We start from the raw sequence: 23,716 nt of genomic DNA, 5'->3' as shown, positions 1-23,716 counted from the left end.
CGGTTCAGGGGCGCGCGGGCTCCGCGTTCAGGCCGCCGCCCAGGCTGCGGTATAGCTCCACCATGTTGCTCGCCGCCGCCAGCCGCGTGTTCACCAGGCTGAGGCGCGCGGTGTAGAGCGTGCGCTGCGCGTCCAGCGTGGTCAGGTAGGTGTCGATCCCGTTGCGATAGCGCGATTGCGACAGGGTGAGCGCGCGACCGGCGTTGTCCGTTAGCGCGAGTTGCGCGGCCAGCTTGTCGTCGATCGTGCCGCGCCGGGCGAGCGCGTTGGCCACTTCGCTGAACGCGGTCTGGATCGCCTTTTCGTAGGTGGCGACGGCTGCGGTGCGCGCGGCCTTGGCCGAGGCGAGGTTGCCGCTGCGCGCGCCGGCATCGAACACGGTTTCGCTGGCGTTGCCCGATGCGTTCCAGCGGAAATCGCCACTGTTGAACAGGCCGGAAAGGCTGCCCGAGGCGACGCCGAGCGCGGCCGTCAGCGAGATCGTGGGGAACCATGCCGCGCGCGCCGCGCCGATATTGGCATAGGCCGCGTGCAGCCGATGTTCGGCGCCCAGCACGTCCGGCCGTTTCAGCAGCACGGCGGAGGACAGGTTTACCGGCAGGGTGGCGAGCGTTTGCCCGCCGTTGCCCAGCGTGTCCGCCAGCATGGCCTCGCTTACGGGCGCGCCGGCCAGCAGTTCCAGTGCGTTGCGCGCCTGCGCCAGCCGCGTCTTGTAGTCGGCAACGTCCGATCGCGCGGTCTGGAGCGCGGTCTGCGCCTGCGCGATGTCGAGCCGGGTGCCGATGCCCATGGCCTCGCGCCGCTGCGTGAGCGCCAGGCTCTGTTCGCGCGATTGCAGCGTTTCTTCCGCCACGCGCAGCAGATCGGCATTGGCGGCATAGGTCAGCCACGCGGTCGCCACTTCGGCGACAAGCGTGATCTGCGTGGCCTTGCGCCCTTCGTCGGTGGCGAGAAAGGTCTGGAACTGCGCCTGCGTGAGATTGCGCTGCCGGCCGAACAGATCGAGCGTGAACGAGGAGATGCCGATGCCGGTGGACAGGGTATCGACCGTGAGGCCGTTGGTGCGCGCTTCCGATCCGGTCGCGGTGGCGGCGATGGTGGGGAACAGGGCGGCGCGCTGCACGCGATAGAGCGCCTGCGCCTGTTCCACGTTGGCCACGGCCACGCGCAGATCGCGGTTGTTGGCGAGCGACAGGGCGATAACCTGCCGCAGCCGGTCGTCGAGGAAGAAATCGCGCCAGCCGATCTCGTCGATGCGCGTCTCACCGGCGGCCAGCACGGGATAGGATTCTCCCTGCGGCAGCGCGGGGGCGACGGGCGCTTCGGGGCGGATGTATTTCGGTGCCATGTTGCACCCGGCCAGGATCGCCATCGGTGCGGCGAGCGGCAGCGTGGCGAACAGAAGGCGGCGGTTCATGCTTCGGCCTCCTGCCCGGTTGCGGGCGCGGGCGTGGTTGCCGCCTTGCGCGCGAACCAGCGCATCACCAGCACGAAGAACAGCGGGACGAGGAAGATGGCGAGCGCGGTGGCCGAAAGCATCCCGCCCATCACCCCGGTGCCGATCGCGCGCCGCCCGTTCGCGCCCGCGCCGCTGGCGATCACCAGCGGAACCACGCCGGCGATAAAGGCCACGCTGGTCATGATGATCGGGCGGAAGCGCAACCGCGCGGCCTCTAGCGCGGCTTCGAGCGGCGGCACGCCGCTGCGCAGCGCGGCTTCGGCGAATTCGACGATCAGGATCGCGTTCTTGGCGGAAAGGCCGATCGTGGTGAGCAGCGCCACCTGGAAATAGATGTCGTTGTCGAACCCGCGCAGCGTCACCGCCAGCACCGCGCCGACCACGCCCAGCGGAATGACCAGCAGGACCGAGAACGGCACCGACCAGCTTTCGTAGAGCGCGGCAAGGCACAGGAAGATGAAGAAGATCGACACGGCATAGAGCACCGGCGCCTGGCTGCTCGACCGGCGTTCCTGATAGGATAGCCCGCTCCACGCCACGGTGAAGCCACCATCGAGCTGGCTGGCCATTTTCTCGATCACGTTCATGGCATCGCCGGAACTGGTGCCCGGCCCCGGCGCGCCTTGCACTTGTTGCGCGGAAATGCCGTTGAAGCGCCGCAGGATCGGCGCGCCGATCGTCCAGCTCGTTTCGGCAAAGGCCGAGAAGGGCGCCATGTCGCCATCGGCGGTGCGCACGAACCACTGGCTCAGGTCCGATGGCCGGCTGCGGAACGGCGCATCGCCCTGGACATAGACGCGCTTGACGCGGCCGCGGTCGATGAAGTCGTTCACATACGTGCCGCCCCACGCGGTCGAGAGCGTGGAATTGACGTTGGCTGGCGTGATCTGGAACGCGGTGAGCGCGGCGTCATCCACTTTCACCTTCAGCTGCGGCGTGTCCTCAAGGCCGTTGAAGCGCACCTGGCCCAGCCGGGGCTCGTCGGCCGCCTGCGCCAGCAGGTCCTTGCGCGCGGCGGTCAGCGCGGCGGTGCCCTGTCCTTCGGCATCCTGCAGCCACATCTCGAAGCCCGATGCGTTGCCCAACCCGCGGATTGCGGGCGGCGAAAGGACGAGAATCTGCCCATCGCGCGAGGAGGCGAAATGCTTGTTGATGCGTTGCGCGATGGCGGAGGCGCTGTTCGCGCTGCCCACCCGTTCGTCCCACGGCTTGAGCAGGATGAAGCCCTGGCCGGTGTTCTGCCCGCTGCCGCCCTGTCCGCGGCCCACCACGGTGAACACGGCCTGGATGTTGTGGCTTTCCGTGCGGTTGATGTAGTCCGAAAGCTGGTCGGCCACGGCTTGCGTCTGTTCGATGGTCGATCCGGCGGGCAGCGTGTAGCTGAGCGAAAGGTTGCCCTGATCCTCGTCCGGCAGGAAGCTGGTGGGCAGCCGCGCATAGAGCAGCGCCATGCCCAGGCAAACGCCGCCGAACACCAGCATGCCCGGAAGCGGCCGGCTCACCACCCGCAGCAGCCGGTTGCGATAGCCGCCTTCCAGCCGCTCATAGCTGCGGTTGAATTTGGCGAAGAACCAGCCTCGCGGCTTCTCGTGCTCCTTCAGCAGCGTGGCGCACAGCGCCGGCGTCAGCGTCAGCGCGACCATCACCGACAGCGCCATGGCGGACACGATGGTGACCGAGAACTGGCGATAGATCACGCCGGTCGATCCGCCGAAGAAGGCCATGGGGATGAACACGGCGGTCAGAACCAAGGTGATGCCGATGAGCGCCGAGGTGATCTCGCCCATGGATTTCACCGTCGCCTCCAGCGGGGGCAGGTGTTCCTCGTGCATCACGCGCTCGACATTCTCGACCACCACGATGGCATCGTCGACCAGCAGGCCGATGGCAAGGACGAGGCCGAACATGGTCAGCGTGTTGACCGAATAGCCCACGGCGGCGAGGATGCCGAAGGTGCCCAGCAGCACCACCGGCACGGCGATCGCGGGAATCAGCGTGGCGCGCCAGTTCTGCAGGAACACGAACATCACCACCACGACCAGCCCGATCGCCTCGATCAGCGTCCAGACGACTTCCTCGATCGAAATCTTCACGAACGTGCTGCTGTCGCGCGGATAAGCGACCGCGTAGCCTTCGGGCAGCTCGGTCGACAGTTCGGCGACCTTTTCCTTGACCAGCCGCGCGGTGGCCATGGCGTTGGCGCCGGATGCCAGATTGATGGCGAGGCCGGTGGCGGGCGCGCCGTTGAACTTGTTGATCGAGCCGTAATTCTCCAGCCCCATTTCGACGCGGGCGACATCGCCCAGCGTGACGGTGGAGCCATCGGCCTGGGTCTTGAGTACGACCGCCTTGAACTGGTCGATCGTTTCCAGGCGCGACCGGGCCGTTACCGTGGCGTTGAGGCGCTGCCCCGGCTGCGACGGCAGGGCGCCGATCTCGCCCGCCGAAACCTGCGTGTTCTGGGCCTGCAGCGCCGAAATCACGTCCGCCGGCATCAGCTTCACCGCGTTGAGCCGGTTGGGATCGAGCCAGATGCGCATGGCGTATTGCGAGCCGAAGATGTCGGCGCTGCCCACACCTTCCACGCGCGAGATCGGGTCCTGGAAGTGCGTGGCGAGATAGTCGGCGATGTCCGCGTTGTCGCTGCGGCCGGTGGAATCGTAGAGCGAGACGACCATCAACTGGTCGGCCTGCGCCTTGTTCACGTTCACGCCCAGTTGCTGCACGATCTGCGGCAGCCGCGTGACGCCGCGCGCGATCGCGTTCTGCACCTGGACCTGCGCGGTATCGGGATTGATGCCCTTTTCGAAGGTCACCGTGATCTGCGCCGAACCGTTGCTGCTGCTGGACGTGAAATAGAGCAGCCCGTCGATGCCCTTGAGCTGCTGTTCCAGCACCTGGGTCACGCTGTTTTCGATCGTCTGCGCGTCCGCGCCGTTGTAACTGGCGTTGATCGAGACGGTCGGCGGCGCGATGTCGGGATATTGCTCCACCGCCATCGTGGTGATCGAGAACCCGCCCGCGGCCATCACCACGATGGCGATGACCCAGGCGAAGATCGGGCGATGCGCGAAGAATTTCGACAGCACGGCGTTTACTTGCCAGCGGCGGCCGGCGCGCCGGCACCTTTCCCGCCACCCTCTTCCGCTGCCTTGCTGCCCGCCGGCACTGCCTTCACCTTCGCGCCGGGGCGGGCCTTGAGCAGCCCTTCGACCACGATCTTCTCGCCGGGCTTGAGGCCACTGGTGATCAGCCAGTTCGTGCCGACGGCGGTATCCGCGGTTACGTTCCGCGTTTCGATCATGCTTTTGGCGTTGACGACCAGCACGGTGGCGGTGCCGCGTGGAGACCGCGTGACGGCCGTTTGCGGGACGAGGATGCCGTCAGGCACGGTGCCCTGGCCCACGCGCGCGCGCACGAACAGGCCGGGCAGCAGATCGCCACGCGGATTGGGCACGGTGGCGCGCAGCGTGACCGTGCCGGTCTGCTCGTTCACGTCGATATCCGCGAAGTTCAGCTTGCCCTCGACCGGAAATTCGCTGCCGTCCGACAGGATGATGCGCACCGGCGTCGATCCCGCCGCGATGCGTCCGGCGTCCATCGAGCGGCGCAGCGCCATGAAATCGGTGCTCGATTGCTGGATGTTGACCCAGATCGGATCGAGCCGCTGCACCTTGGCCAGCGCATCGGCCTGATTGGACGTCACCAGCGCGCCCTTGGTCACGGCCGACCGGCCGATCCGGCCGCTGATCGGAGAGGTGATCCGGGTGAAGCCCAGGTTGACGTTGGCGGAAGCCAGCGACGCGCGGTTGAGCGCCACTTGGGCGCGGGCCTGGTTGTAAGCCGCGATGGCATCCGCCGCGTCCTGCTTGCTGATCCCGCCTTCCTCGGCCAGTACGCGATAGCGCTCCGCTTTCAGGCGGCTGGCTTCGACCGATGCCTGCGCGTTGGTCAGCGCGGCGCTCGCCTGCTGCTGGGACGCCGCATAGAGGCGCGAATCGATCTGATAGAGCGGCTGGCCCGCGCGGACGTTGCTGCCTTCCTCGAACAGCCGAGCCATGACGATGCCCGACACCTGTGGCCGCACTTCGGCCACTTCCGACGCCTGCGTCCGTCCGGCCAGGTCCGCGGTCAGCGCGACCGGTCCCGCGCGGGCGGCAATCACGCCCACGGTGGGCGTCGGCGACTGTTTGTCTCCCTTCTTGTCGCCGCATCCGGCAAGCAGGAGAGCGGTGCAGGCCAAGGGTAGAAGGAAACGCAATTTCGGCTCGCAATCTTTCATCGGACCATGCGGACAAGGGAGCAACGGCAGCATCGGCGATGGCATTTCCCGCAGATCAGAACGACCGCCCCGTGCGGACAGCGGCAAGGTCATGTTCCGACATGGTCTCCCCCGAAAGCCCCCATGGCTTTCAACGCGTGATTCGCAGCTTGCTAGCACATCGCGCGGCGCGTGCGCCTGCCTATGCTGCGTTGCCGCATCGATGCGACACAATGATACAAATGGAGATTCTGCACACCTCCTTTTTGGACGTTTGTCAAAAAAGGAGGCGGTGAGCCGTCGGTCGCGGGAAGCCGGCGGACGGCGCAGTCAGCGCGCGGCGAACAGCAGGCGGCCGGGGCCGAGCCGTTCGAGCACATGGGAGATGTCGTCTGCGGAGACCGCGAAGCAGCCCTGGCTGCGGCCCACGCGCCCCTGGCTTTCCGCCAGATCGGGCGCGACATAGCGCGCGGCGTGGATCACGATGCCACGGCTGGAGGCCATGCTGTTTTCGGTATCCAGACCTTGAAGCCGGCGGGACCGGCCATGCTTGCCGCTGTAGATTTCGCCGGTCAGGAAGGCCCCGCTGCACGAGGCGTTGGAGCCGGGCCGGTTCGACAGACGCTGGACCCAGCCGCTGTTGCCGGGATCGGAACCGCTGCCGTGCGCGACGAGATGGTCGGAAATGACCTTTCCTGCCGCCACATCGACCAGCTGGAAGCGCGGCAGAAGCGAAGGCGCCGAAAAGTCGACGATGCCGATCACGTCGCGGCTGGCGACGCGATCGTGATGCTGCTGCAAGGCCGCCAATGCGCGAGACAACAGCACGGACCTGTCTGCGCCCGCCGGAAGGTGTTCCGGCTGGGGGGCGATCGCCTGCGCAAGATCGCGCGGCATGAACAGGCTGGCTGCCGACCCGGCAATGGCGCCCAGAAAATGGCGCCTGCCCAGGTACATGCTATTCCGAGACCCCGATTTTGCTCTTGTCCGGGATGTACGGAGCAGCCCGGCGAATTTCAAACCGCAACGGAGGAAAGTGCGGCGAGCGGTGCCAGGGATCGCGTGGGGCGAGCCGCGGGGCGGGAACTTTTGCCGCCGCGGCTCGCTTCGCCTGCCCGGTTTTCAGGGCAGGGCGTCGAAGGCTCCTGGGGCGGCAATCGTACCCACGGCCTTGCGACCGCTCGGCGCTTCCTTGGCGCGCAGGCCTTCGGGCAGCACGTCCAGCGAAGCCTTGCGGCCGATCGCGGCGGCGGCTTCGACGCGGAAGCTTTCGGGAATGCCGAGTTCCGAACGGATGCGGTCGAAGTCGATTCCGGTCATGCCGTGGGCGTGGTAGCCCATCGCCGTGGCTTGCAGGGCCAGCTGCGCCCAGGCGGCGCCCGCGTCGAAGCTGTGGCTGTGCGATGGCCGCGCTTCGTCACCGCTGCCCATGTGCGTTTCCGAGAGGATGAAGACCAGCGCGCCGGCTTGCTTCGCCCAGCTGGCGTTGAACGGAATCAGCAGCGAAAGGAACAGATCCCAGTGCGCATCGCCGTTCACGGCATAGAGAAAGCGCCAAGGCTGGTAATTGAAGGCCGAAGGGGCGAGGCCGGCAGCCTCCAGGATCACCTCGAGGTCTTCCTGCGGCAGGGCGCTGCCATCGAAGGCGCGCGGCGACCAGCGGTCGATCAGCAGCGGAACAAGGCGGGGATTGGTGGTTCGGCTTTCCATGGCGTGGCCTTCCGGAACGAGTTTCGGGGATGACAGCAAAGGGGCGGGCGGCTGGTGAGGCCGCCCGGATGCGTGGTCTCAACGGCGGTCGAGCGCGAAGCGGCCGGCGCCGAAAGCGACGACCTGCAACAGGCCGCCAGCCATCGCCACGTTCTTGAAGAAGTGGATGAACTGGTTCTGGTCCGCAAGGTGGTTGTGGAAGGCGAGCGCGGTTGCCAGGCTGAACAACGCCAGCACCGCTGCGACGAACCGGGCGCGGAAGCCGGCCACAAGTGCCAGACCGCCGCCCAGTTCCACGATAACGGCGATGGCCAGGCCGATTTGCGGCAAGGGCAGGCCCGCGCTGGCGATATAGCCGATCGTTCCGGCGGGCGCGGCGACCTTGGACAGGCCGCTCAGCACGAAGATGGCGGCAAGGAGGATGCGACCGGCAAGAGCGGCGACATCGCTGGCGGAAGTGCCGGGGCGGGCGGTAGTGGTCTGAATGGTCATGGGATGGGATTCTTTCTGTTCGAAGGGGGGAGAAGGGGGGTAGTCAGGCCGCGTCGACGAGGACGATCTCGCTGTCATCGAGCGCGGTAATCTCGATGGTATCGATGCCGGTGATGGCCACGCCATCGCGGGCCTGTGCTTCTGCATCGCCAATGCGGATGCGGCCGGTGGCCGGAACCAGATAGGCATGGCGGTCGGGATCGATTTCGTAACGCAGGCTCTGGCCTGCCGGCAACGTCGCGCCCAGTACGCGGGCATTGGCGTTGATGCGCAACGCGTCCTCGTCACCGGCGACGCCCGAAGCCAGCACGTCGAAGCGGCCGGTGCGGCTGTCGCGCGGGAAGGGCCGCGTGCCCCAGCTTGGCGCATGGCCGCGCCGGTCGGGCATGATCCAGATCTGGAACAGCGTCGTTTCCTCGTCTTCCAGATTGTATTCGGCATGCTGGATGCCGGTGCCGGCGGACATGACCTGCACGTCTCCCGCCACGGTGCGGCCGGCGTTGCCCAGGTTGTCGCGGTGCGAGATCGCGCCGGTGCGGACATAGGTGACGATTTCCATGTCGCTGTGCGGATGCGGCGGGAAACCGCTCTGCGCCGCGATGGTATCATCGTTCCACACGCGCAGGGCGCCCCACTGCACGCGCTGCGGGTCGTAATAGTCGGCGAACGAGAAATGGTGGTGCGCATCGAGCCAGCCGTGGTTGGCGGCGCCAAGCGAATGGAAGGGGCGAACTTCGATCACGGGATGTCTCCAAAAATCGCGTTGCAGCGAATGACCTTGGTATGGCCCTTGAAAGGCAATCTGAAAATTCCGATAAAATTGATGGGAATGTTCAGGAGTATCGAACGTGGACGTCGGCCAGCCAACCATCGACCAGATCCGCATCTTCCTCGCCGTGGTCGATGAAGGCAGTTTCAACGGCGCCGCGCGCAAGCTGGGCCGGGCCATCTCGGTCATCAGCTATGGCATCGCCAACCTGGAGGCGCAGTTCGGTGTCACCCTGTTCGAGCGCGAGGGATCGCGCCGGCCGACGCTGACCGAAGCGGGCCGCGCGGTGCTGGCGACGGCACGGGCGGTGGCGGACGATATTGACGCGCTGATGGCCTCGGTGCGCGGCTATAACCAGGGGCTGGAGGCGGAACTGACGCTGGCCGTGGACGTGATGTATCCCACCGCGTGGCTGGCGCGGCTTTGCCGGCAGTTCCAGGCCTATTTCCCGACGGTGGACCTGCGCCTGCACGTGGAAGCCCTGGGCGCGATCGCCGGAATGCTGCTGGAGGGGCGGGCGCATGTGGGCGTGACGGGGCCGGTGGTGATCGAGGACCCCGTGCTCGACCGGATGCGGATCGGCGAGGTGGAACTGCTGCCGGTGGCCGCGCCTTCGCACCCGCTGGCGCGCCTGACAGAGATCCCCCCGGGGGCCGGGCGGCAGCATCTGCAACTGGTCCTGACCGACCGTTCCAGCCTGACCGAGGGCCGCGATTTCTCTGTGCTCAGCGCGCGCACGTGGCGGCTGGGCGATCTCGGCGCCAAGCACGCCTTGCTGCTGGAAGGGATCGGCTGGGGCAACATGCCGCTGCATCTGGTGCAAGACGATCTCGACGCCGGGCGACTCGTGCGGCTGCCGATGCAGGAAGCGCCCGGCGTGGCCTATCCGTTTAACGCGCAGTGGCGGCGGGATTGCCCGCCGGGGCCGGCGCGTTCCTGGCTGATCGAGGCGCTGAAAGCGGGGTGTGGTGGCGATCACGCCGGCCCCATCGTCATATAGCGCGCACAAATCCGCCTTTGAAATGAAAGGAAAACTGCACGATCATGCAACACGGGCCGTCTAGCGGCGCATCTCGAGTCCAGGCCCATGAGGGGAAAAGAGATGCGCTGTGTGACTGCCTTGTTCGTGACGACCGCCATGGCCGTCGCCGCTCCCGCCTTTGCCGCCGAAGCCCCGGCCGACGAAGCCGCGCCCGCTCCCGCCGATGCGTCCGCCGGTGCGGAAATCGTCGTGTTCGGTGCCGGCCAGACGCGGCAGGTCCAGGAAATCTCCAACGCCGATCTGACGCTGCTGGCGGCGGGCACCAGCCCGCTGAAGGCCATCGAGAAACTGCCCAGCGTCAACTTCCAGTCGGCCGATCCTTTCGGAAACTACGAATGGTCGACCCGCATCACCATTCGCGGGTTCAACCAGAACCAGCTTGGTTTCACGCTGGATGGCATTCCGCTGGGCGACATGACCTATGGCAACGTCAACGGACTGCACATCAGCCGCGCGATCACGTCCGAAAACATCGGCGTGACCCGCGTGTCGCAGGGGTCGGGCTCGATCGACACGCAATCGACCAACAACCTGGGCGGCACGCTGGAGTTCGAATCGATCGATCCCGCGCGCGTGCTGGGCGTGGACGGCAACGTGACCTACGGTTCCTCGAACACCGTGCGCGTTTTCGGCAGGGTCGGCCTGGGCACCGCCGACGGGCTGCGCGCCTTTGCTTCCGTGCAATACCAGAACCTCGACAAGTGGAAGGGTGATGGGCAGCAGCGCACGCTGATGGCCAACGCCAAGGTGGTGGCGCCGCTGGGCGATGCCACGGTCGATGCCTATCTCAGCTATTCCGACCGGGCCGAGCAGGACTATCAGGATCTCTCGCTCGGCATGATCAAGCGGCTTGGCTACGACTGGGACAATTTCGGCCCTTCGCAATACGCGCTGGCGGTGCGGGTGGCGGATATCGGCGCCAATCGCGGCGACAGCGGCACCACGCCGCTCAACCCGACGGCGGGCACGGTCTATCCGGCGCCGATCCAGACGCTCGACGATGCCTATTATGACGCATCGGGCCTGCGCCGCGACTGGCTGGGCGCGGTGGGCCTCACCGCCCCCGCCGGTGACAAGGTGACCTTCAAGTTCAAGACCTATTACCACCACAACTCGGGGCAGGGCACCTGGGGCACGCCCTATGTCAACAGCCCGACCGGCGTGCCGATGGCGGTGCGCACGACCGAGTACACGATCGACCGCGCCGGCATGTTCGGCAGCGTGAACCTCGATCTCGGCGCGAACCAGGTGGCCATCGGCGCGTGGTACGAAAACAACAATTTCGAGCAGGCGCGGCGCTTCTACGCCTATGAAAGCCGTACCAATCCGGGCCGCAACCACCTGGATTTCATGCGCAACCCGTTCTTCACCCAGTGGGACATCAAGTACAACACCGCCACGGTGCAGTATTATGTCGAGGACCAGATCACGCTGGGCGACGCGCACATCAACCTGGGCTGGAAGGGGTTCCAGGTCAACAACAACGCCAACCCGCTGGTGCTGGGGGACCGGACGATCGGCCGCCTGTCCGCGCGCGACTGGTTCCAGCCGCACGTGGGCGTGAACTACAAGTTCGGGCGGGGGCTGGAAGCGTTCGCCGGCTTCACCTCGGTGACGCGGGCCTTCGTCTCGTCGGCGACGACGGGGCCGTTCTCGTCCACCCAGGCCGGGTTCGACGCGATCAAGGGCAAGCTGAAGCCCGAGCAGTCCGATACCTATGAAGGCGGCCTGCGCTACAACACCGGCGTGGTGAACGCGGTGCTGGCCGGCTACTATGTCGACTTCCGCAACCGCCTGCTGACCATTCCCACCTCGGTCGGCATCGTCGGCGCGGCCAACGCGCTGCAGAACGTGGGCAGCGTGCGCGCGGTGGGCATCGAGGCGGCGCTCGACGTGAAGCTGCCGATGGGCTTCGGCGCGTTCGCCTCCTACAGCTACAACGACACGACGTATCGCGACGACATCACCGACGCGAAGGGCAACTTCTATGCGACCAAGGGCAAGACCGTGGTCGACGCGCCCAAGCATCTGCTGCGCGGCGAAATCTCGTATGACAGCGACGGGTTCTTCGGCCGCATCTCGGCCAATTACATGTCGAAGCGCTATTTCACCTATCTCAACGATCAGGAGGTGCCCGCGCGCACGCTGATCGATGCCTCGCTGGGCTATCGCTTCAACGTGGGCTGGCGCAAGCCGGTGGAACTGCAGGTCAACGCCACCAACCTGTTCGACAAACGCTATGTCGCCACGATCGGTTCGAACGGCTTCGGCTTCAGCGGCGATAACCAGACCCTGCTGGCCGGCGCGCCGCGGCAGGTGTTCGTGACGCTGAAGACCGCCTTCTGACACTTGCCACCATTTCGGAGCCGGGTATCGGCTCCGATCAAAACAAATGCGGAGCGCCTTCCATCCTTCGGGATGGGGGGCGTTTTGTTTCAGACGACGGGCCGCTGCACCGCCGATCGTGCCGCAGGGAACGGGCGATTCGCGGATTGGCATCCGCATTTTTCCCCCGCGGTAAATATCTGGAAACGTTCTGAAATTCCTGGGTTTCGTCACATGTCCGTCGCAGTGCGCGAACATTTCCCGAGAGAATCGGCGGGACCGTAACAAAACTGCATTGGAAGGCGGCTAGACGCGGCCTCGCCCGAGGACACAAGTCCTCACAAGTGAGGGAAACATGAACTTCCAGACCTGTCTGCGTGCCGGCCTGCTGGCCGGAACGGGAGCGCTTGCGCTTGCCGTCAGCCCCGCCTTCGCCGCTGAAGCCGCCGCACCCGCCGCCGATGCCGCTTCGCCCGAAACCGACAGCACCGGCCTGACCGAAATCGTCGTCACCGCCACCAAGCGCGAGACGAACCTCCAGCAGACGCCGATCTCGATCTCGGTGATGGGCGCGGACGATCTCAAGAAGCGCCACGTCCAGAGTCTGATGGACCTTGCCGACGGCTCGGTTCCGTCGCTGCGCATCTCCACCTTCGAAGCGCGCCAGTCGGCGCTGACGATCGGTATTCGCGGCATCGTTCCCGACGACGCCAACCAGCCCGCGCGCGAACAGGGCGTCGGCGTCTACCTCGATGGTGTCTACCTCGGCCGTCAGCATGGCCTGAACGCCAGCCTCTATGACGTCGAGCGCGTCGAAGTGCTCAAGGGGCCGCAGGGCACCCTGTTCGGCCGGAACACCGAAGGCGGCGCGCTGTCGATGGTGCTCAAGGCGCCCACCGGCGAATTCGGTGGCCGCCTGCAGGCTGGCGTGGGCAACTATGGTTCGTACAACGCCCAGTTGCACCTCGATCTGCCCGAATACCACAATATCTCGATCAAGCTCGATGGTGTGCTTCAGCACCAGGATCCGACGATCAAGAACCCGCTGGCGGGCCAGGCCGGCTGGAACCAGTATCACCGCTACGGTGGCCGCATCGCGGCGCGCTGGAAGCCCACAAGCGATCTGACCATCGACCTCGCGTTCGACAAGTCGCGCGACGAGAACACGCCGTTCTACAGCCAGCTCGTGACGATCACGCCGTCCGCGCTTGCCAACATCCCCAAGGATGCCAACGGCACGCCGCTGATCCAGTACGGCTATGGCCGTGCCACCTCGGCCGATATCGGTGTGCCGCAGCAGCCGAGCATCGACATCACCAAGGGCTTCACCGGGCACATCAGCTACAAGGTGTCGCCGGGCCTGGAACTGCGCTCGATCACGTCTTGGCGCACGGTCAGCGACGAACAGTGGGACAACTCGGGCGGCGCGCACCGCACGCCGATCTGGGGGCCGAACGTCAACTTCAGCCGCTATTCGCTGGCCGGGTTGCAGCAGCGCCAGTTCAGCCAGGAACTCCAGGCGGTCGGTTCGGCCGGCAAGTTCGACTACGTGTTCGGCCTGTACTACTTCAACGAACGCGCCAGCGACTGGGCGCGCACGCCGAACACCAACAAGTGGAACGCGGCGCTCAACGGCTACACCATCAACGATCCGTCGACGTACCTCAGCGCTACGCTGGCGCGTGCCAGCACGGCCTATGCCAAGAGCTATGCCGCTTACGGCCAGGTGACTTACAACCCGTTCGATCCGCTGCACATCACGGTCGGCGGCCGCTATACCAAGGACGACAAGAACGGTCTGCTCTACACCGTCAACGGCGCGGCAACGAACTTCACGTTCGACCAGTCGAACAGCCGGTTCGATCCGCTGGTGGTGCTGGCCTACGAGGTCAACCCCGACATCAACGTATACGCCAAGTATGCCACCGGCTACCGCGCTGGCGGCGCCAGCTCGCGCTCGCTGAACTATCGCTCGTTCGGGCCGGAATCGGTGAAGTCCTACGAAGTGGGCCTGAAGACCGAGTTCTTCGACCGCAAGGTGCGCTTCAACGTGGCCGGTTACATCATGGACCGCGACAACACGCAGGTGGACTTCAACTACTTCATCCTGCAGCAGAACGGCACCGTCCGGAACACGCTGGAAACCGTCAACGCGCTTGGCACCACCAAGATTCGCGGCGTTGAAGCGGACCTGACCGTGCGTCCGGTCGACGGGCTGTCGATGGGCCTGTCCTACGCCTATACCTACACCCACGTGCCGCCGGCGCGGAACACGGTGCAGGAAGCGCTGAACGCCTCGCTCAATCCGCCGGTGACCACGCCGGTCTTCGAAACGGTCTATATCCTGTACACGCCGAAGAACGCGCTGTCGGGCTCGATGGATTATGAACTGCCGGTCGGCGGCGCCGGTACCGAACTGCGCTTCCACGTCGATGGCAACTACAGCGATCCTGTCCACTCGTTCGCCGGCGAAAAGCTGATGACCGACAAGAGCTTCATCGTGAACGCCCGCCTGTCGCTGGCGGACATCCCGATGAGCGATGGCGGCCAGAAGCTGACCGTTTCGGCCTGGGCGCGCAACCTGTTCAACGAAGAACACATCTATCGTCGTTCGGGCGCCAACACCTCGCTGGGCGACTACGCGAACTACAACGCGCCGCGCACCTTCGGTATCGATGCGACGGTTCAGTTCTGACGCATGACGAATAAGGCCGGGACGGGCTGCTGGCCTGCCCCGGCTTACTTCTGACCACCCTTTGCGGCGGCGGGCCTGTGCCTTGCCGCCGCTTTTTTGTACGCGTCGGCACTGGCCGGCGGCTTTCGCGTGAAATGGGGGGCAGCCTTCAGGCCGCGCGGCGGTGCGGAGTAACCAGGCGTTCGTAAGAGGCGAACAGCTCTGCGAAGTGATCGTCCATCGTGCGCGGCGGCGGGATGATCGCGTGCGGGCCGGTTTCGCCGCGTTCGCGCCGCGCGGCATAGTCGGCGATGGCATCCGCAGCGGCGGCGGCGCTGGCCGAAGCATAGGTCCAGCCGCCGGAGGCGCGGGCCTGATCCGCCGCGCCGCCTTCGTCGGGCGCGATCAGCGGCAGGCCGCTGGCGCGCGCTTCGGCGGCGACCATGCAGAACGTTTCCGCCTCGCACCCGTGGACCAGCGCGTCGGCGCTGGCCATCACGCGGGCAAGTTCGCCGCGATCGGTGATCGGCTTCAGGATGCGGATATGCGGATTGGCCGAAACGCGGCGGACGATCGCCTTGCGGTCCCGCCCCTGTCCCACCAGCACCAGCGCGACCGGATGGCGCGAGCCGGCGGCCTCGACCGCCTCGACCAGCATCGGCCAACGCTTTTCGGGCGCGAAGCGGCCGACGCCGAGCAGCAACGTGGCGCTTTCGGGCAGCTCGCACATCGCCAGCAGGCGGCGGCGCAGGTCTTCATCGCGCAGGCGCGGTGAAAACACGCCCGGATCGACGCCCATCGGGTTGGTCACCACGTGGCGCAAACCGCCTTCGACCAGCCGCGCGGACAGCCCGGGACTGGCGCTGACCACCATGTCGTATTTCCCGTCAAGCCGGCGCAGGTGCCGCCAGTAACGGTCGAACGCGCGATCGATCGTGGGGCGCTTGGCCACGGGATCGAGCCAGCGATAGGCATAGGCCGACAGCGGATCGGCATGCATGATCAGCGCGCGCGGGGCATTGCCCGGCCAGTCGGCGATCGTGCTGGCGCTGCGCCAGGGGGAAGAGACTTCGACGAAATCGGGCGCCTCGCGATCGAGCGCGGCATAGAGCGCTTCGGTATCGTTGAAATAGCGATAGTTGAAATCGAGCGGGAACAGCTGCGATTTCAGCCACACGATCCGGGCATTGGGGCCGCGCTGTTCGACATGATCGTGGGCGCCAGGGGCGATGACCACCACTTCATGCCCCAGCGCGGCGCCGGCCTTGAGCTTGCGGTCGATATAGGTCCGCACGCCGCCGCCCTTGGGAGCATAGAAGGCGCAGACGTCGACGATCTTCATCTACGCCGCCTTTTCCTTGCGCACCGCGTCCAGCACCGTCAGCGCCAGGAACAGGATGACGTGCGTGGCCAGGATCAGCATCGAGACCATCGCGATCATCACCCCGATCTTGAGGTGTTCGCCCACCAGCAGGGTGGCGACGCCGGCAAAGGCGATGTCCTTGTTGGGAATCAGCGGCAGGCGCGAGATCAGCAGGCGCATCGTGGCGAGCAGCAGCCACGATCCCAGGCTCACGCCCGGCAGGATCAGGTGCCAGGCGAGCGCGGCGAAGCCGGTGTTGGCGATCACGCGCAGGCAGTGGACGACGAAGGTGTAGATGAGTTCGTCGCGCGGCAGGCTGAGCAGCCCGTTGCGGAAAGAACATGATGACCAGCGAGGTCAGCAGGACGATGCCGATCGACATCGCCATGAGGTTGCCGTCCTTGCCGAAGCCCAGCAGCCCGATCAGCGGCCAGGCCAGCGCCAGCATGGCCAGCGTGAGGATGTTGCCCGCCAGTGCCGAGAGGATGGCCACGTCCTTCACCGCGCCGAAGGGCGAACCTTCCATCTTCACATGCTTGCGCGCCCAGTCGTAGAAGTAGACCTCGCCGACGTAACCCAGCAGCAGCTCGTTGCCGATCATCTTCTTGACCAGCGGGATGAAGCCCGCCGCCGGGATGTTCCACAGGCGGCGGAAGATCAGCCAGTCCGCGGCCGGCGCGGCGAAATAGCTGGCCGCAAGCACCAGCCATACCAGCGGCGATCGGGGGATGATCGACCAGATCATCGACCAGTTCAGTTCGCGCAGCTGCAGCAGGACCGCGCCGAGAATCGCCAGCGAAATGGCGGGGCCGAGCAGGGGGCTCCACTTGCGCAGCCCGGCGCCGGCGGCGATCGGATCGGGCAGGCTCATCCCGGGTGCGGAGACATCGGACGCGCTAGTCATCGCGAAAACCTTGAGAGAAACAGCATGGCCGCAACTCGGTGGCGGGCCGGTAGCAGGATCGAGCCGCGCCTAGGGCGGCAAACCTTGCGGCCGGATGAACGGTCAGCGGCGGAGGCGGCAAGCGGGGCGTCACGCGGCCAGTGCCTTTGGCGCGGTGGCGACCGAATCGTAGCGGCTGGCCCGGTGCGTGCGCAGGAAGCAGCGCAGCGTGCTGTCGATGCTGGCAAGCAGGGCCGGTACGCCGCAATCGCCGGGATGGACCGCGAGACGCAGCGTTGGCAGCACGTGCGGCAAGGCCGTGCGGGCCAGCGCCGCGAAGGCGATCGAACTGGCGATGCGGGGGCGGCTGCGGCTGGCCCAGGTGACCACGGGGCCACGGGCGAGGACCGCGCCGGTGGCCGGCTCCCAGACCTTCATGTGATCTTCCGCCAACGCGAAGCCGGCGTCGCGCGCGGCCTCCAGCGCGCCATCGCTGTAAAGCCAGGCCGGTGCGATGAAGCCGGCGACCGGACGGCCGATCGCCTCTTCCACCAGCGCCCGCCCTCGCGTCATGCGCGCCAGGGCCTCGGCGCGGGAAAGGCTCAGGAACTCGCCTTCACCAGCGGTCATGCGCTTCGCCTTGAAGCCGGCCACGCTACCCTGGGGTGGCGTTTCGTCGATGTGCGACCAGCCGTGCAGGAACATTTCCACGCCCGCATCGGCCCAGTCCCGCAAGCGGCGCTGGAATGCCTGCGCTTCGGCCAGCGGCGCGCCGTGCCAGTGATCGGGAATGACCAGCATGGCAAATCGCGGTCCGCCCAGATGCGCGGCAAGCCGTTCGGCCAGTGCATCGACCTGCCGCTCGAAACGCGGCGAGACATCGTGGATCGACACGAGCAGACGGCGGGAGGAAGAGGAGCTTGCGGTCATCAACGGCGGTTTGGCGCTTGGTGTGATCTGGCGTCAGAAAAAGGCCTGCGGAGCGCAAGCCCATGCCCGATAGACGTCGCCGATCGTGTATTCCAGCAAGCGAAACATCCTTCCGGCTCGTGGCACCGCGAGTGTGCCATTATTGTGACGCCGGTGCCGGCGCCTGGCTCCAAGGACAGGCGGCTGGCCCGAAAGCCGGCCGTCTGTCCCGGGATTGCTGCGCACTTCGGCCCCTATCCGCTGAAGTTGGAATTCAAGGCCGATACCGCATCTAGCCGTTCGCTTCTTCCCGCGATGTGTCAGGGCAATTACAGATCGTTAATTCTCCGCCGCGCGGATCGGATCCGGCACGCCAGATGCCAAGCCCGCGCTTGGGCCTGAAAAGAAATCATTCCACCGCCTGGGCATTGTCTACTTTATGAGTTGAGTTATCTTGAGGGCGTCGGGACGTATTCCGAGTCGACCGGCCGGCAATCCTTCAGGAGATGCAATCATGGCCACCCATACGCTGCTTTCGGGGCTGCCTTCCGGCACCAACACCGATCGCGAACCCCTTGTGCTCACTGTTCCCGGGCTGAACAACAGCGGCCCCGGCCACTGGCAGACCATCTGGGAACAGGAATTCGACAATTGCCACCGGGTCGACCTTGGCCTGTGGGACGATCCACTTCGCAACACCTGGGTCAACAAGCTGAACCTGGCGATCCAGCGGGCCGACCGCCCCGTGGTGCTCGTCGCGCACAGCCTGGGCTGCCTTGCCGTGGCATGGTGGGCCGAATACGAACAGCCCGGCCGTGACGGACCGGTGGTGGGCGCGCTGCTGGTGGCTCCGCCCGACGTGGAGGAGCGCGCGCTCGATCGCCGGCTGACGCGGTTCGCACCGTTCCCGCCCGCCGAACTCCCGTTCCCTTCGATCCTCGTCGCCAGCCGGAACGATCCCTACTTGCGCTTTGGCGCGGCGCGGCGCCTGGCCACGACATGGGGCAGCCGCTTCGCCGATGCCGGCCCCGCCGGGCATATCAACGCGGAATCGGGGTTGGGCGAATGGGCATTCGGCCAGTTGCTGCTATCGCAATTGCTGCCGGACGGGCTGCGCTCGGCGGAATCGGGCAAGCGACCCCTGCCAAGGTTCGGTTCGATCGGCGAAGGCCGCGCGCAGCATCTGGCGGAACGCTGATCCACGGGCCATTGCCTGCACCACGCCCCGCGCGTTAATCCCCCGCAATGGACGTTGCCGGGACAGTGCGCGCGGGCCGCGCGGGCGAGCGCAGGATCGATGGCGAACGCCGTGCCGAAATCGGCCGCGAGCGCAAGGCACGCACCCGGGCGCGGATTCTGGCGGCGACGTTCGATCTGTTCGGGCGGCAGAACGGCCTGTTCACCCGCGTCGAGGAAATCTGCGACGCCGCCCGGATCACCCGCCCCACGTTCTACAATCACTTCACCGGGATGGAGGACTTGCGCGAGGCGCTGTCCTGGGAAGTGACGCACGATTTCCTGGCGGCGGTGGTGCAGGCGATCGGCACGCTGCCGGATGCCGCGCAGCGCACCGCCACCGCGATCCGGTACTATCTGCGGCGCGGGCAGCAGGATACGCGCTGGGCCTGGTCGATCGTCAACATCAGCGCGTGCGGGATCATCTTCGGCGCGGAGACGCACCAGCAGGCGCAGCGCACGGTGGAACAGGGCATGGCATCCGGCGCCTTCCGCATCACCGACGCGCGCATCGGGCGTGACATCGTGCTCGGCGCGACGCTCTCGGCGCTGGTGACTTTGCTGCGCGAGGAGACGGGCGCGGATTACCCGGCGCAGATCGCCGAATCCGTGCTCGTTGGGCTGGGCATGGCGCCGGCCCAGGCGGCGGTGCTGGCGCGCACCCCGCTCGCCGATCTCTGATCCTCGGTTTTCGACGCACCGGACCGCATTTCGCAGCGTGACACGCGCGGTGTTTCCAGCGCTTGACTACCGTCCACTCCCGCGTTCAAATTTTACATATAGTAAGATATGAAAAAGGGGGCGCACAGCCCCCGGACGGGAGTTGTGGGATGCTTCGCTTGTATGGAGGCATGATCGTGCTGGCGCTGGCTGGCCCGGTGGCCGCACAGCAGCGGCTGGGAGAGGCGCAGGCGCCGCGCGCGCCCGAGCAGGTCTATGCGAAAGTGTGCGGGTACTGCCACGGCCGCAACGTCGGCCCGATCCTGCTGGGCCGTCACCTGCCCGCCGAAACCGTGAAATACGTGGCGCGGCATGGCCAGAACGGGATGCCCGCGTTCCGCCCGACCGAAGTGACGCCGGCGGAGCTTGACGCGCTGGCGGCATGGATCGCGGCGGCGCCCGCGCGCAAGGAGGAGCACGGACAATGAGCGGCTTTTCGATCGATCGTCGCAGCCTGCTCGGCACCGGGCTGGGGGCTTCGCTGGCGGCGGGGCTGGGTACGGGGGCGAGCGCGGCCAACCCCGCGCCGCTGGCGCCGGGGCGCACCAAGGCGGACTTCGCCGGCGCGATGAAGGCGTTCCGGGGCCTGGTCGGCGCGGAATGGGTGTTCGGCGACGAGGAGGCGGTGGCGCCCTGGTCGAAGACCTACATTCCCGATCCCGCGCACCAGTACAAGCCGGTGGGCGCGGTCTGCCCGCAGTCGGTGGAGGAGGTGCAGGAGATCGTCCGCATCGCCAATACTTTCAAGCAGCCGCTGTGGACCGTCTCGACCGGCAAGAACATGGGCTATGGCATGACCGCGCCGGCCACGCCGGGGCAGGTGGTGCTCGATCTCAAGCGGATGAACCGCATCCTGGAAGTGGACGCCGATCTGGGCACCTGCCTGCTCGAACCGGGCGTCACCTACCAGCAGCTCAAGGATTACCTGGAGGAGCACAAAATCCCGCTGTGGATCGACGTGCCTACCGTTGGCCCGATCGCCTCGCCGGTGGGCAACACGCTTGATCGCGGAGTGGGCTACACACCCTATGGCGAACACTTCATGTTCCAGTGCGGCATGGAAGTGTGCCTGCCCGACGGACGGCTGATGCGCACCGGCATGGGCAGCATCAAGGGCAGCACGGCGTGGCAGGCGTTCAAGTGGGGCTACGGGCCTTATCTCGATGGCCTGTTCACCCAGTCGAACTTCGGCATCGTTACCAAGATGGGCCTGTGGCTGATGCCCAAGCCCCCGGTCTACAAGCCCTTCATGGTGCGCCATGCCAATATGGAGGACGTGCCGAAGATCATTGAGGCGATGCGACCGCTGCGCGTGTCCAACCTTGTCGCCAACTGCAATCTGATGATGAGCGCATCGTACCAGCTCGCCATGTTCAAGCGGCGCAACGAGATCGTGCCCGATGGCGCGCCGCTGGACGAGGCCTCGCTGAAGAAGGCGGCCAGCGCCAACGGCCTTGGCATGTGGAACACCTATTTCGCGCTCTATGGCACCGAACAGACGGTGGCGGGGGTGGAGCCGATTATCCGGGCGACGCTGACCGCCAGCGGCGGCGAAGTGCTGACGGCGGCGGAGATGGAAGGGAACCCGTGGTTCCACCACCACCAGACGCTGATGCAGGGCGGCCTCAACCTGGACGAAGTGGGCCTGCTGCGCTGGCGCGGGGCGGGCGGTGGCCTTGCCTGGTTCGCCCCCGTGGCGGCGGCGCGCGGCGTGGAAGCGGAGCGGCAGACCGTGCTGGCGAAGAAAATCGTCGAAAAGCACGGCTTCGATTACACCGCCGCCTATGCGATCGGCTGGCGCGATCTGCACCACATCATCGCGTTGCTGTTCGACAAGGCCGATCCGGCGCAGGAGCAGAAGGCCGATGCCTGCTATCGCGAACTGGTCACGCGCTTCGGCGCGCAGGGCTGGGCCAGCTACCGCACCGGGGTCAATTCGATGGACCTCGTGGCGCAGCAATACGGCGAGGTGAACCGCGACTTCAACCGCACGCTCAAGCGCGCGATCGATCCCAACGGCATCCTCTCACCGGGCAAATCGGGGATTCATCCCTGATTATCGGCGGGTGCGGCATCGGCGGGCAGGGCGACCCGGGCGGCCCGGTCGATCGTCAGCGTGAAGGGGCGGGCCGGATCGTGCGAGGCATAGCGGAAGCCTTCGGTCCCGGGGGCTTCCCACAGCGCCGCATCCATCGGCCGGCCATCGAGCGATGACCACTCTCCGTCCTCCGGGAAGCGGGTGAACCAGTCCGCCCGAGCGGTGCGCCAGGCGGCGAGGCTGGCGACCCAGTCTTCCAGCGCGCGGTCGCGGCCGGCCCAGTCAACCCAGCCGATCGCGTTGTCCTGCGCATAGGCGTTGTTGTTGCCCTGCTGCGTGCGGCCGAACTCGTCGCCGGCGGTCAGCATGATCGTGCCGGTCGAGCCGAACAGCGTGCCCAGCAGCGCGCGCAGGTCCCCCGCGCGGCGCGCGAGCACGGCGGGATCGTCGGTCTGGCCCTCCACGCCGTTGTTCCACGAGAAGTTCTCGCCATGGCCGTCGCGGTTGTCCTCGCCATTGGCCCAGTTGTGGCGGTGTTCGTAGGATACGCTGTCGGCCAGCGTGAACCCGTCGTGCGCGGCGAGGAAGTTCACGCTGCGGCAGCTTTCCTGGCCGAACACGTCGGACGATCCGGCCACGCGCGTCGCCAGCACGCCCACGCCAGCATCGCCACGCCAGAAGCGCCGCACATCGTCGCGGTAGCGGTCGTTCCATTCCAGCCAGGTGTCGGGAAACCGGCCAAGCTGGTATCCGCCGGGGCCGATATCCCACGGCTCGGCGATCATCACCCGGTCGGCCAGCAGCGGATCGGCGGCGATCTCGGCGAAGATCGGGGCATCGGCGGCAAAGCCGGGGCTGCGCGCCAGAATCGGGGCAAGATCGAAGCGGAAACCGTCCACGCCGGCATGGCGCACGAAATGGCGCAGCGTGTCGAGCGTCAGCCGCCGCACCGCGGGATTGCCGAAATCGAGCGTGTTGCCGCAGCCGGTATCGTTGATCAGGCTGCCGTCGGGCGCGTGGGCATAGGCGGCGTTGTCCAGCCCGCGCAGCGACAGGATGGGGCCGAACACGTCGCTTTCGCCGGTGTGGTTGAACACCAGATCGAGCAGCACGCCGATTCCTGCCGCATGAAGCGCGGCCACGGTATCGCGCAGTTCGGCCACGCCGCCGGGGCACAGGCCGGGATCGAGCGCCATCGGTGCCACCGGGTTGTAGCCCCAGGCGTTGCACAGCCCCAGCGGCGGCAGGTGGCGTTCGTCGATCCACGCCACGATCGGCATCAGCTCCACCGCCCCGACGTGCAGCTTCTGCAGGTGGGCGAGTACCGCGGGATGCGCCAGCGCCGCCACCGTCCCGCGCAGCGCCTCCGGCACATCGGGGTGCAGCATGGTGAAGGCGCGCACATTCACTTCGTAGATCAGCCCGCCGCGGGTGAAACGCGGGGCTTCATGGGGGCAGGCCGGGAGCGCGCCGGGAACGATCGCCTTGGGCACGAGCGGTGCCGTGTCCACCCCGAATTGCGACAGGCGCGGATCGTAGGCGAAGCGGTGGTCCAGCTCCACGGCTTGGGGATCGACCAGCAGCTTGGCCGGATCGAACCACAGCCCGCGTTCGGGCGCCCACGGGCCTGCGGCGCGATAGCCATAGCGCGCGCCGGCAAGATCGCCGGGCAGTTCCGCGATCCACGTCTCGCCGAAGCGCGCCATGGGTTCGCGCCGTTCGCCGCCCTCGTCGAACAGGCACAGCCACACCGCCTCGGCCAGTGGTGCGCGCACCGCGAAGCGCGTGGCGCCCGATCCGATGCTGACGCCGGCCGCGCCGCTCACGTCACCCCC

The 23,716-nt window shown here is 66.6% G+C and carries 18 protein-coding genes; 7 read left to right on the top strand and 11 right to left on the bottom strand.

Going from position 1 to position 23,716, the window contains the following annotated elements; translation table 11 throughout:
* Positions 1-4: 4 nt before the first annotated feature.
* The 7 genes from F1640_RS07835 to F1640_RS07805 all read right to left on the bottom strand — a co-directional run bounded on the left by F1640_RS07835 (position 5) and on the right by F1640_RS07805 (position 8,664).
* Positions 5-1,417, bottom strand: a complete 1,413-nt coding sequence (locus F1640_RS07835) for an efflux transporter outer membrane subunit (protein ID WP_194918592.1) — start codon at positions 1,415-1,417, stop codon at positions 5-7.
* On the bottom strand, positions 1,414-4,548 hold the full coding sequence (locus F1640_RS07830) for an efflux RND transporter permease subunit (RefSeq protein ID WP_309229219.1): 3,135 nt from the start codon (positions 4,546-4,548) through the stop codon (positions 1,414-1,416). The genes F1640_RS07835 and F1640_RS07830 overlap by 4 nt, the downstream gene beginning before the upstream one ends.
* A gap of 5 nt (positions 4,549-4,553) precedes the next feature.
* Positions 4,554-5,720: an efflux RND transporter periplasmic adaptor subunit gene (locus F1640_RS07825; protein WP_233497370.1), complete on the bottom strand. Its 1,167-nt coding sequence runs from the start codon at positions 5,718-5,720 to the stop codon at positions 4,554-4,556.
* Positions 5,721-6,050: 330 nt separating this feature from the next.
* Positions 6,051-6,677 (bottom strand): murein L,D-transpeptidase catalytic domain family protein, encoded by a 627-nt coding sequence (locus F1640_RS07820; protein WP_194918591.1) that lies wholly within the window; start codon positions 6,675-6,677, stop codon positions 6,051-6,053.
* Between the two features lie 165 nt (positions 6,678-6,842).
* The gene (locus F1640_RS07815; RefSeq protein WP_194918589.1) at positions 6,843-7,430 is read right to left on the bottom strand and encodes a nitroreductase family protein; all 588 of its coding nucleotides are present in this window, start codon (positions 7,428-7,430) and stop codon (positions 6,843-6,845) included.
* Between the two features lie 78 nt (positions 7,431-7,508).
* Complete coding sequence (locus F1640_RS07810; RefSeq protein ID WP_194918587.1) at positions 7,509-7,922, bottom strand: DoxX family protein; 414 nt, start codon at positions 7,920-7,922, stop codon at positions 7,509-7,511.
* Positions 7,923-7,965: 43 nt separating this feature from the next.
* Positions 7,966-8,664 (bottom strand): pirin family protein, encoded by a 699-nt coding sequence (locus F1640_RS07805; RefSeq protein WP_194918585.1) that lies wholly within the window; start codon positions 8,662-8,664, stop codon positions 7,966-7,968.
* Positions 8,665-8,770: 106 nt separating this feature from the next.
* On the opposite strand from F1640_RS07805, the gene F1640_RS07800 reads away from it, so the two are divergent.
* From F1640_RS07800 to F1640_RS07790, 3 genes are all read left to right on the top strand, one after another.
* Complete coding sequence (locus tag F1640_RS07800; RefSeq protein WP_124809356.1) at positions 8,771-9,691, top strand: LysR family transcriptional regulator; 921 nt, start codon at positions 8,771-8,773, stop codon at positions 9,689-9,691.
* A 102-nt stretch (positions 9,692-9,793) separates the two neighbouring features.
* The gene (locus F1640_RS07795) at positions 9,794-12,079 is read left to right on the top strand and encodes a TonB-dependent receptor (protein ID WP_194918583.1); all 2,286 of its coding nucleotides are present in this window, start codon (positions 9,794-9,796) and stop codon (positions 12,077-12,079) included.
* Between the two features lie 334 nt (positions 12,080-12,413).
* Positions 12,414-14,753, top strand: a complete 2,340-nt coding sequence (locus F1640_RS07790; protein WP_124809354.1) for a TonB-dependent receptor — start codon at positions 12,414-12,416, stop codon at positions 14,751-14,753.
* 148 nt (positions 14,754-14,901) lie between these two features.
* Here F1640_RS07790 and F1640_RS07785 read toward each other — a convergent pair whose 3' ends face one another.
* The 3 genes from F1640_RS07785 to F1640_RS07775 all read right to left on the bottom strand — a co-directional run bounded on the left by F1640_RS07785 (position 14,902) and on the right by F1640_RS07775 (position 17,908).
* Positions 14,902-16,074 (bottom strand): glycosyltransferase, encoded by a 1,173-nt coding sequence (locus F1640_RS07785; RefSeq protein WP_194918581.1) that lies wholly within the window; start codon positions 16,072-16,074, stop codon positions 14,902-14,904.
* On the bottom strand, positions 15,974-16,966 hold the full coding sequence (locus F1640_RS07780; RefSeq protein ID WP_255530308.1) for a hypothetical protein: 993 nt from the start codon (positions 16,964-16,966) through the stop codon (positions 15,974-15,976). Before F1640_RS07780 ends, F1640_RS07785 begins: the two co-directional genes overlap by 101 nt.
* Positions 16,967-17,128: 162 nt before the next feature.
* The gene (locus tag F1640_RS07775) at positions 17,129-17,908 is read right to left on the bottom strand and encodes a DUF2334 domain-containing protein (RefSeq protein WP_124809352.1); all 780 of its coding nucleotides are present in this window, start codon (positions 17,906-17,908) and stop codon (positions 17,129-17,131) included.
* Between the two features lie 493 nt (positions 17,909-18,401).
* On the opposite strand from F1640_RS07775, the gene F1640_RS07770 reads away from it, so the two are divergent.
* From F1640_RS07770 to F1640_RS07755, 4 genes are all read left to right on the top strand, one after another.
* The gene (locus F1640_RS07770) at positions 18,402-19,085 is read left to right on the top strand and encodes an alpha/beta hydrolase (protein WP_194918579.1); all 684 of its coding nucleotides are present in this window, start codon (positions 18,402-18,404) and stop codon (positions 19,083-19,085) included.
* Between the two features lie 65 nt (positions 19,086-19,150).
* Positions 19,151-19,804: a TetR/AcrR family transcriptional regulator gene (locus F1640_RS07765; protein ID WP_194918577.1), complete on the top strand. Its 654-nt coding sequence runs from the start codon at positions 19,151-19,153 to the stop codon at positions 19,802-19,804.
* Between the two features lie 149 nt (positions 19,805-19,953).
* Entirely contained in the window at positions 19,954-20,271 is a 318-nt protein-coding gene (locus F1640_RS07760) for a cytochrome c (RefSeq protein ID WP_194918576.1), read from the top strand.
* Positions 20,268-21,899: an FAD-binding oxidoreductase gene (locus tag F1640_RS07755; protein ID WP_194918574.1), complete on the top strand. Its 1,632-nt coding sequence runs from the start codon at positions 20,268-20,270 to the stop codon at positions 21,897-21,899. Before F1640_RS07760 ends, F1640_RS07755 begins: the two co-directional genes overlap by 4 nt.
* On the opposite strand, the gene glgX is transcribed toward F1640_RS07755, so the two are convergent.
* Positions 21,890-23,707: a glycogen debranching protein GlgX gene (glgX, locus tag F1640_RS07750; RefSeq protein WP_309229218.1), complete on the bottom strand. Its 1,818-nt coding sequence runs from the start codon at positions 23,705-23,707 to the stop codon at positions 21,890-21,892. The genes F1640_RS07755 and glgX overlap by 10 nt on opposite strands.
* Between the last annotated feature and the right edge of the window lie 9 nt (positions 23,708-23,716).

The sequence above is a fragment of the Novosphingobium sp. NBM11 genome, from assembly GCF_015390225.1.
In the GTDB taxonomy this organism is placed as follows: domain Bacteria; phylum Pseudomonadota; class Alphaproteobacteria; order Sphingomonadales; family Sphingomonadaceae; genus Novosphingobium.
This window is presented reverse-complemented; position numbering and strand designations above follow the sequence as displayed.

Excerpts from the sequence above, each read along its gene's own strand:
- F1640_RS07760 (WP_194918576.1), top strand. The coding sequence starts at position 19,954 with ATGCTTCGCTTGTATGGAGGCATGATCGTGCTGGCGCTGGCTGGCCCG.
- F1640_RS07810 (WP_194918587.1), bottom strand. The coding sequence starts at position 7,922 with ATGACCATTCAGACCACTACCGCCCGCCCCGGCACTTCCGCCAGCGAT.
- F1640_RS07795 (WP_194918583.1), top strand. The coding sequence starts at position 9,794 with ATGCGCTGTGTGACTGCCTTGTTCGTGACGACCGCCATGGCCGTCGCC.
- F1640_RS07820 (WP_194918591.1), bottom strand. The coding sequence starts at position 6,677 with ATGTACCTGGGCAGGCGCCATTTTCTGGGCGCCATTGCCGGGTCGGCA.
- F1640_RS07755 (WP_194918574.1), top strand. The coding sequence starts at position 20,268 with ATGAGCGGCTTTTCGATCGATCGTCGCAGCCTGCTCGGCACCGGGCTG.
- F1640_RS07790 (WP_124809354.1), top strand. The coding sequence starts at position 12,414 with ATGAACTTCCAGACCTGTCTGCGTGCCGGCCTGCTGGCCGGAACGGGA.
- F1640_RS07815 (WP_194918589.1), bottom strand. The coding sequence starts at position 7,430 with ATGGAAAGCCGAACCACCAATCCCCGCCTTGTTCCGCTGCTGATCGAC.
- F1640_RS07835 (WP_194918592.1), bottom strand. The coding sequence starts at position 1,417 with ATGAACCGCCGCCTTCTGTTCGCCACGCTGCCGCTCGCCGCACCGATG.
- F1640_RS07780 (WP_255530308.1), bottom strand. The coding sequence starts at position 16,966 with ATGAGCCTGCCCGATCCGATCGCCGCCGGCGCCGGGCTGCGCAAGTGG.
- F1640_RS07775 (WP_124809352.1), bottom strand. The coding sequence starts at position 17,908 with ATGACCGCAAGCTCCTCTTCCTCCCGCCGTCTGCTCGTGTCGATCCAC.
- F1640_RS07785 (WP_194918581.1), bottom strand. The coding sequence starts at position 16,074 with ATGAAGATCGTCGACGTCTGCGCCTTCTATGCTCCCAAGGGCGGCGGC.
- F1640_RS07770 (WP_194918579.1), top strand. The coding sequence starts at position 18,402 with ATGGCCACCCATACGCTGCTTTCGGGGCTGCCTTCCGGCACCAACACC.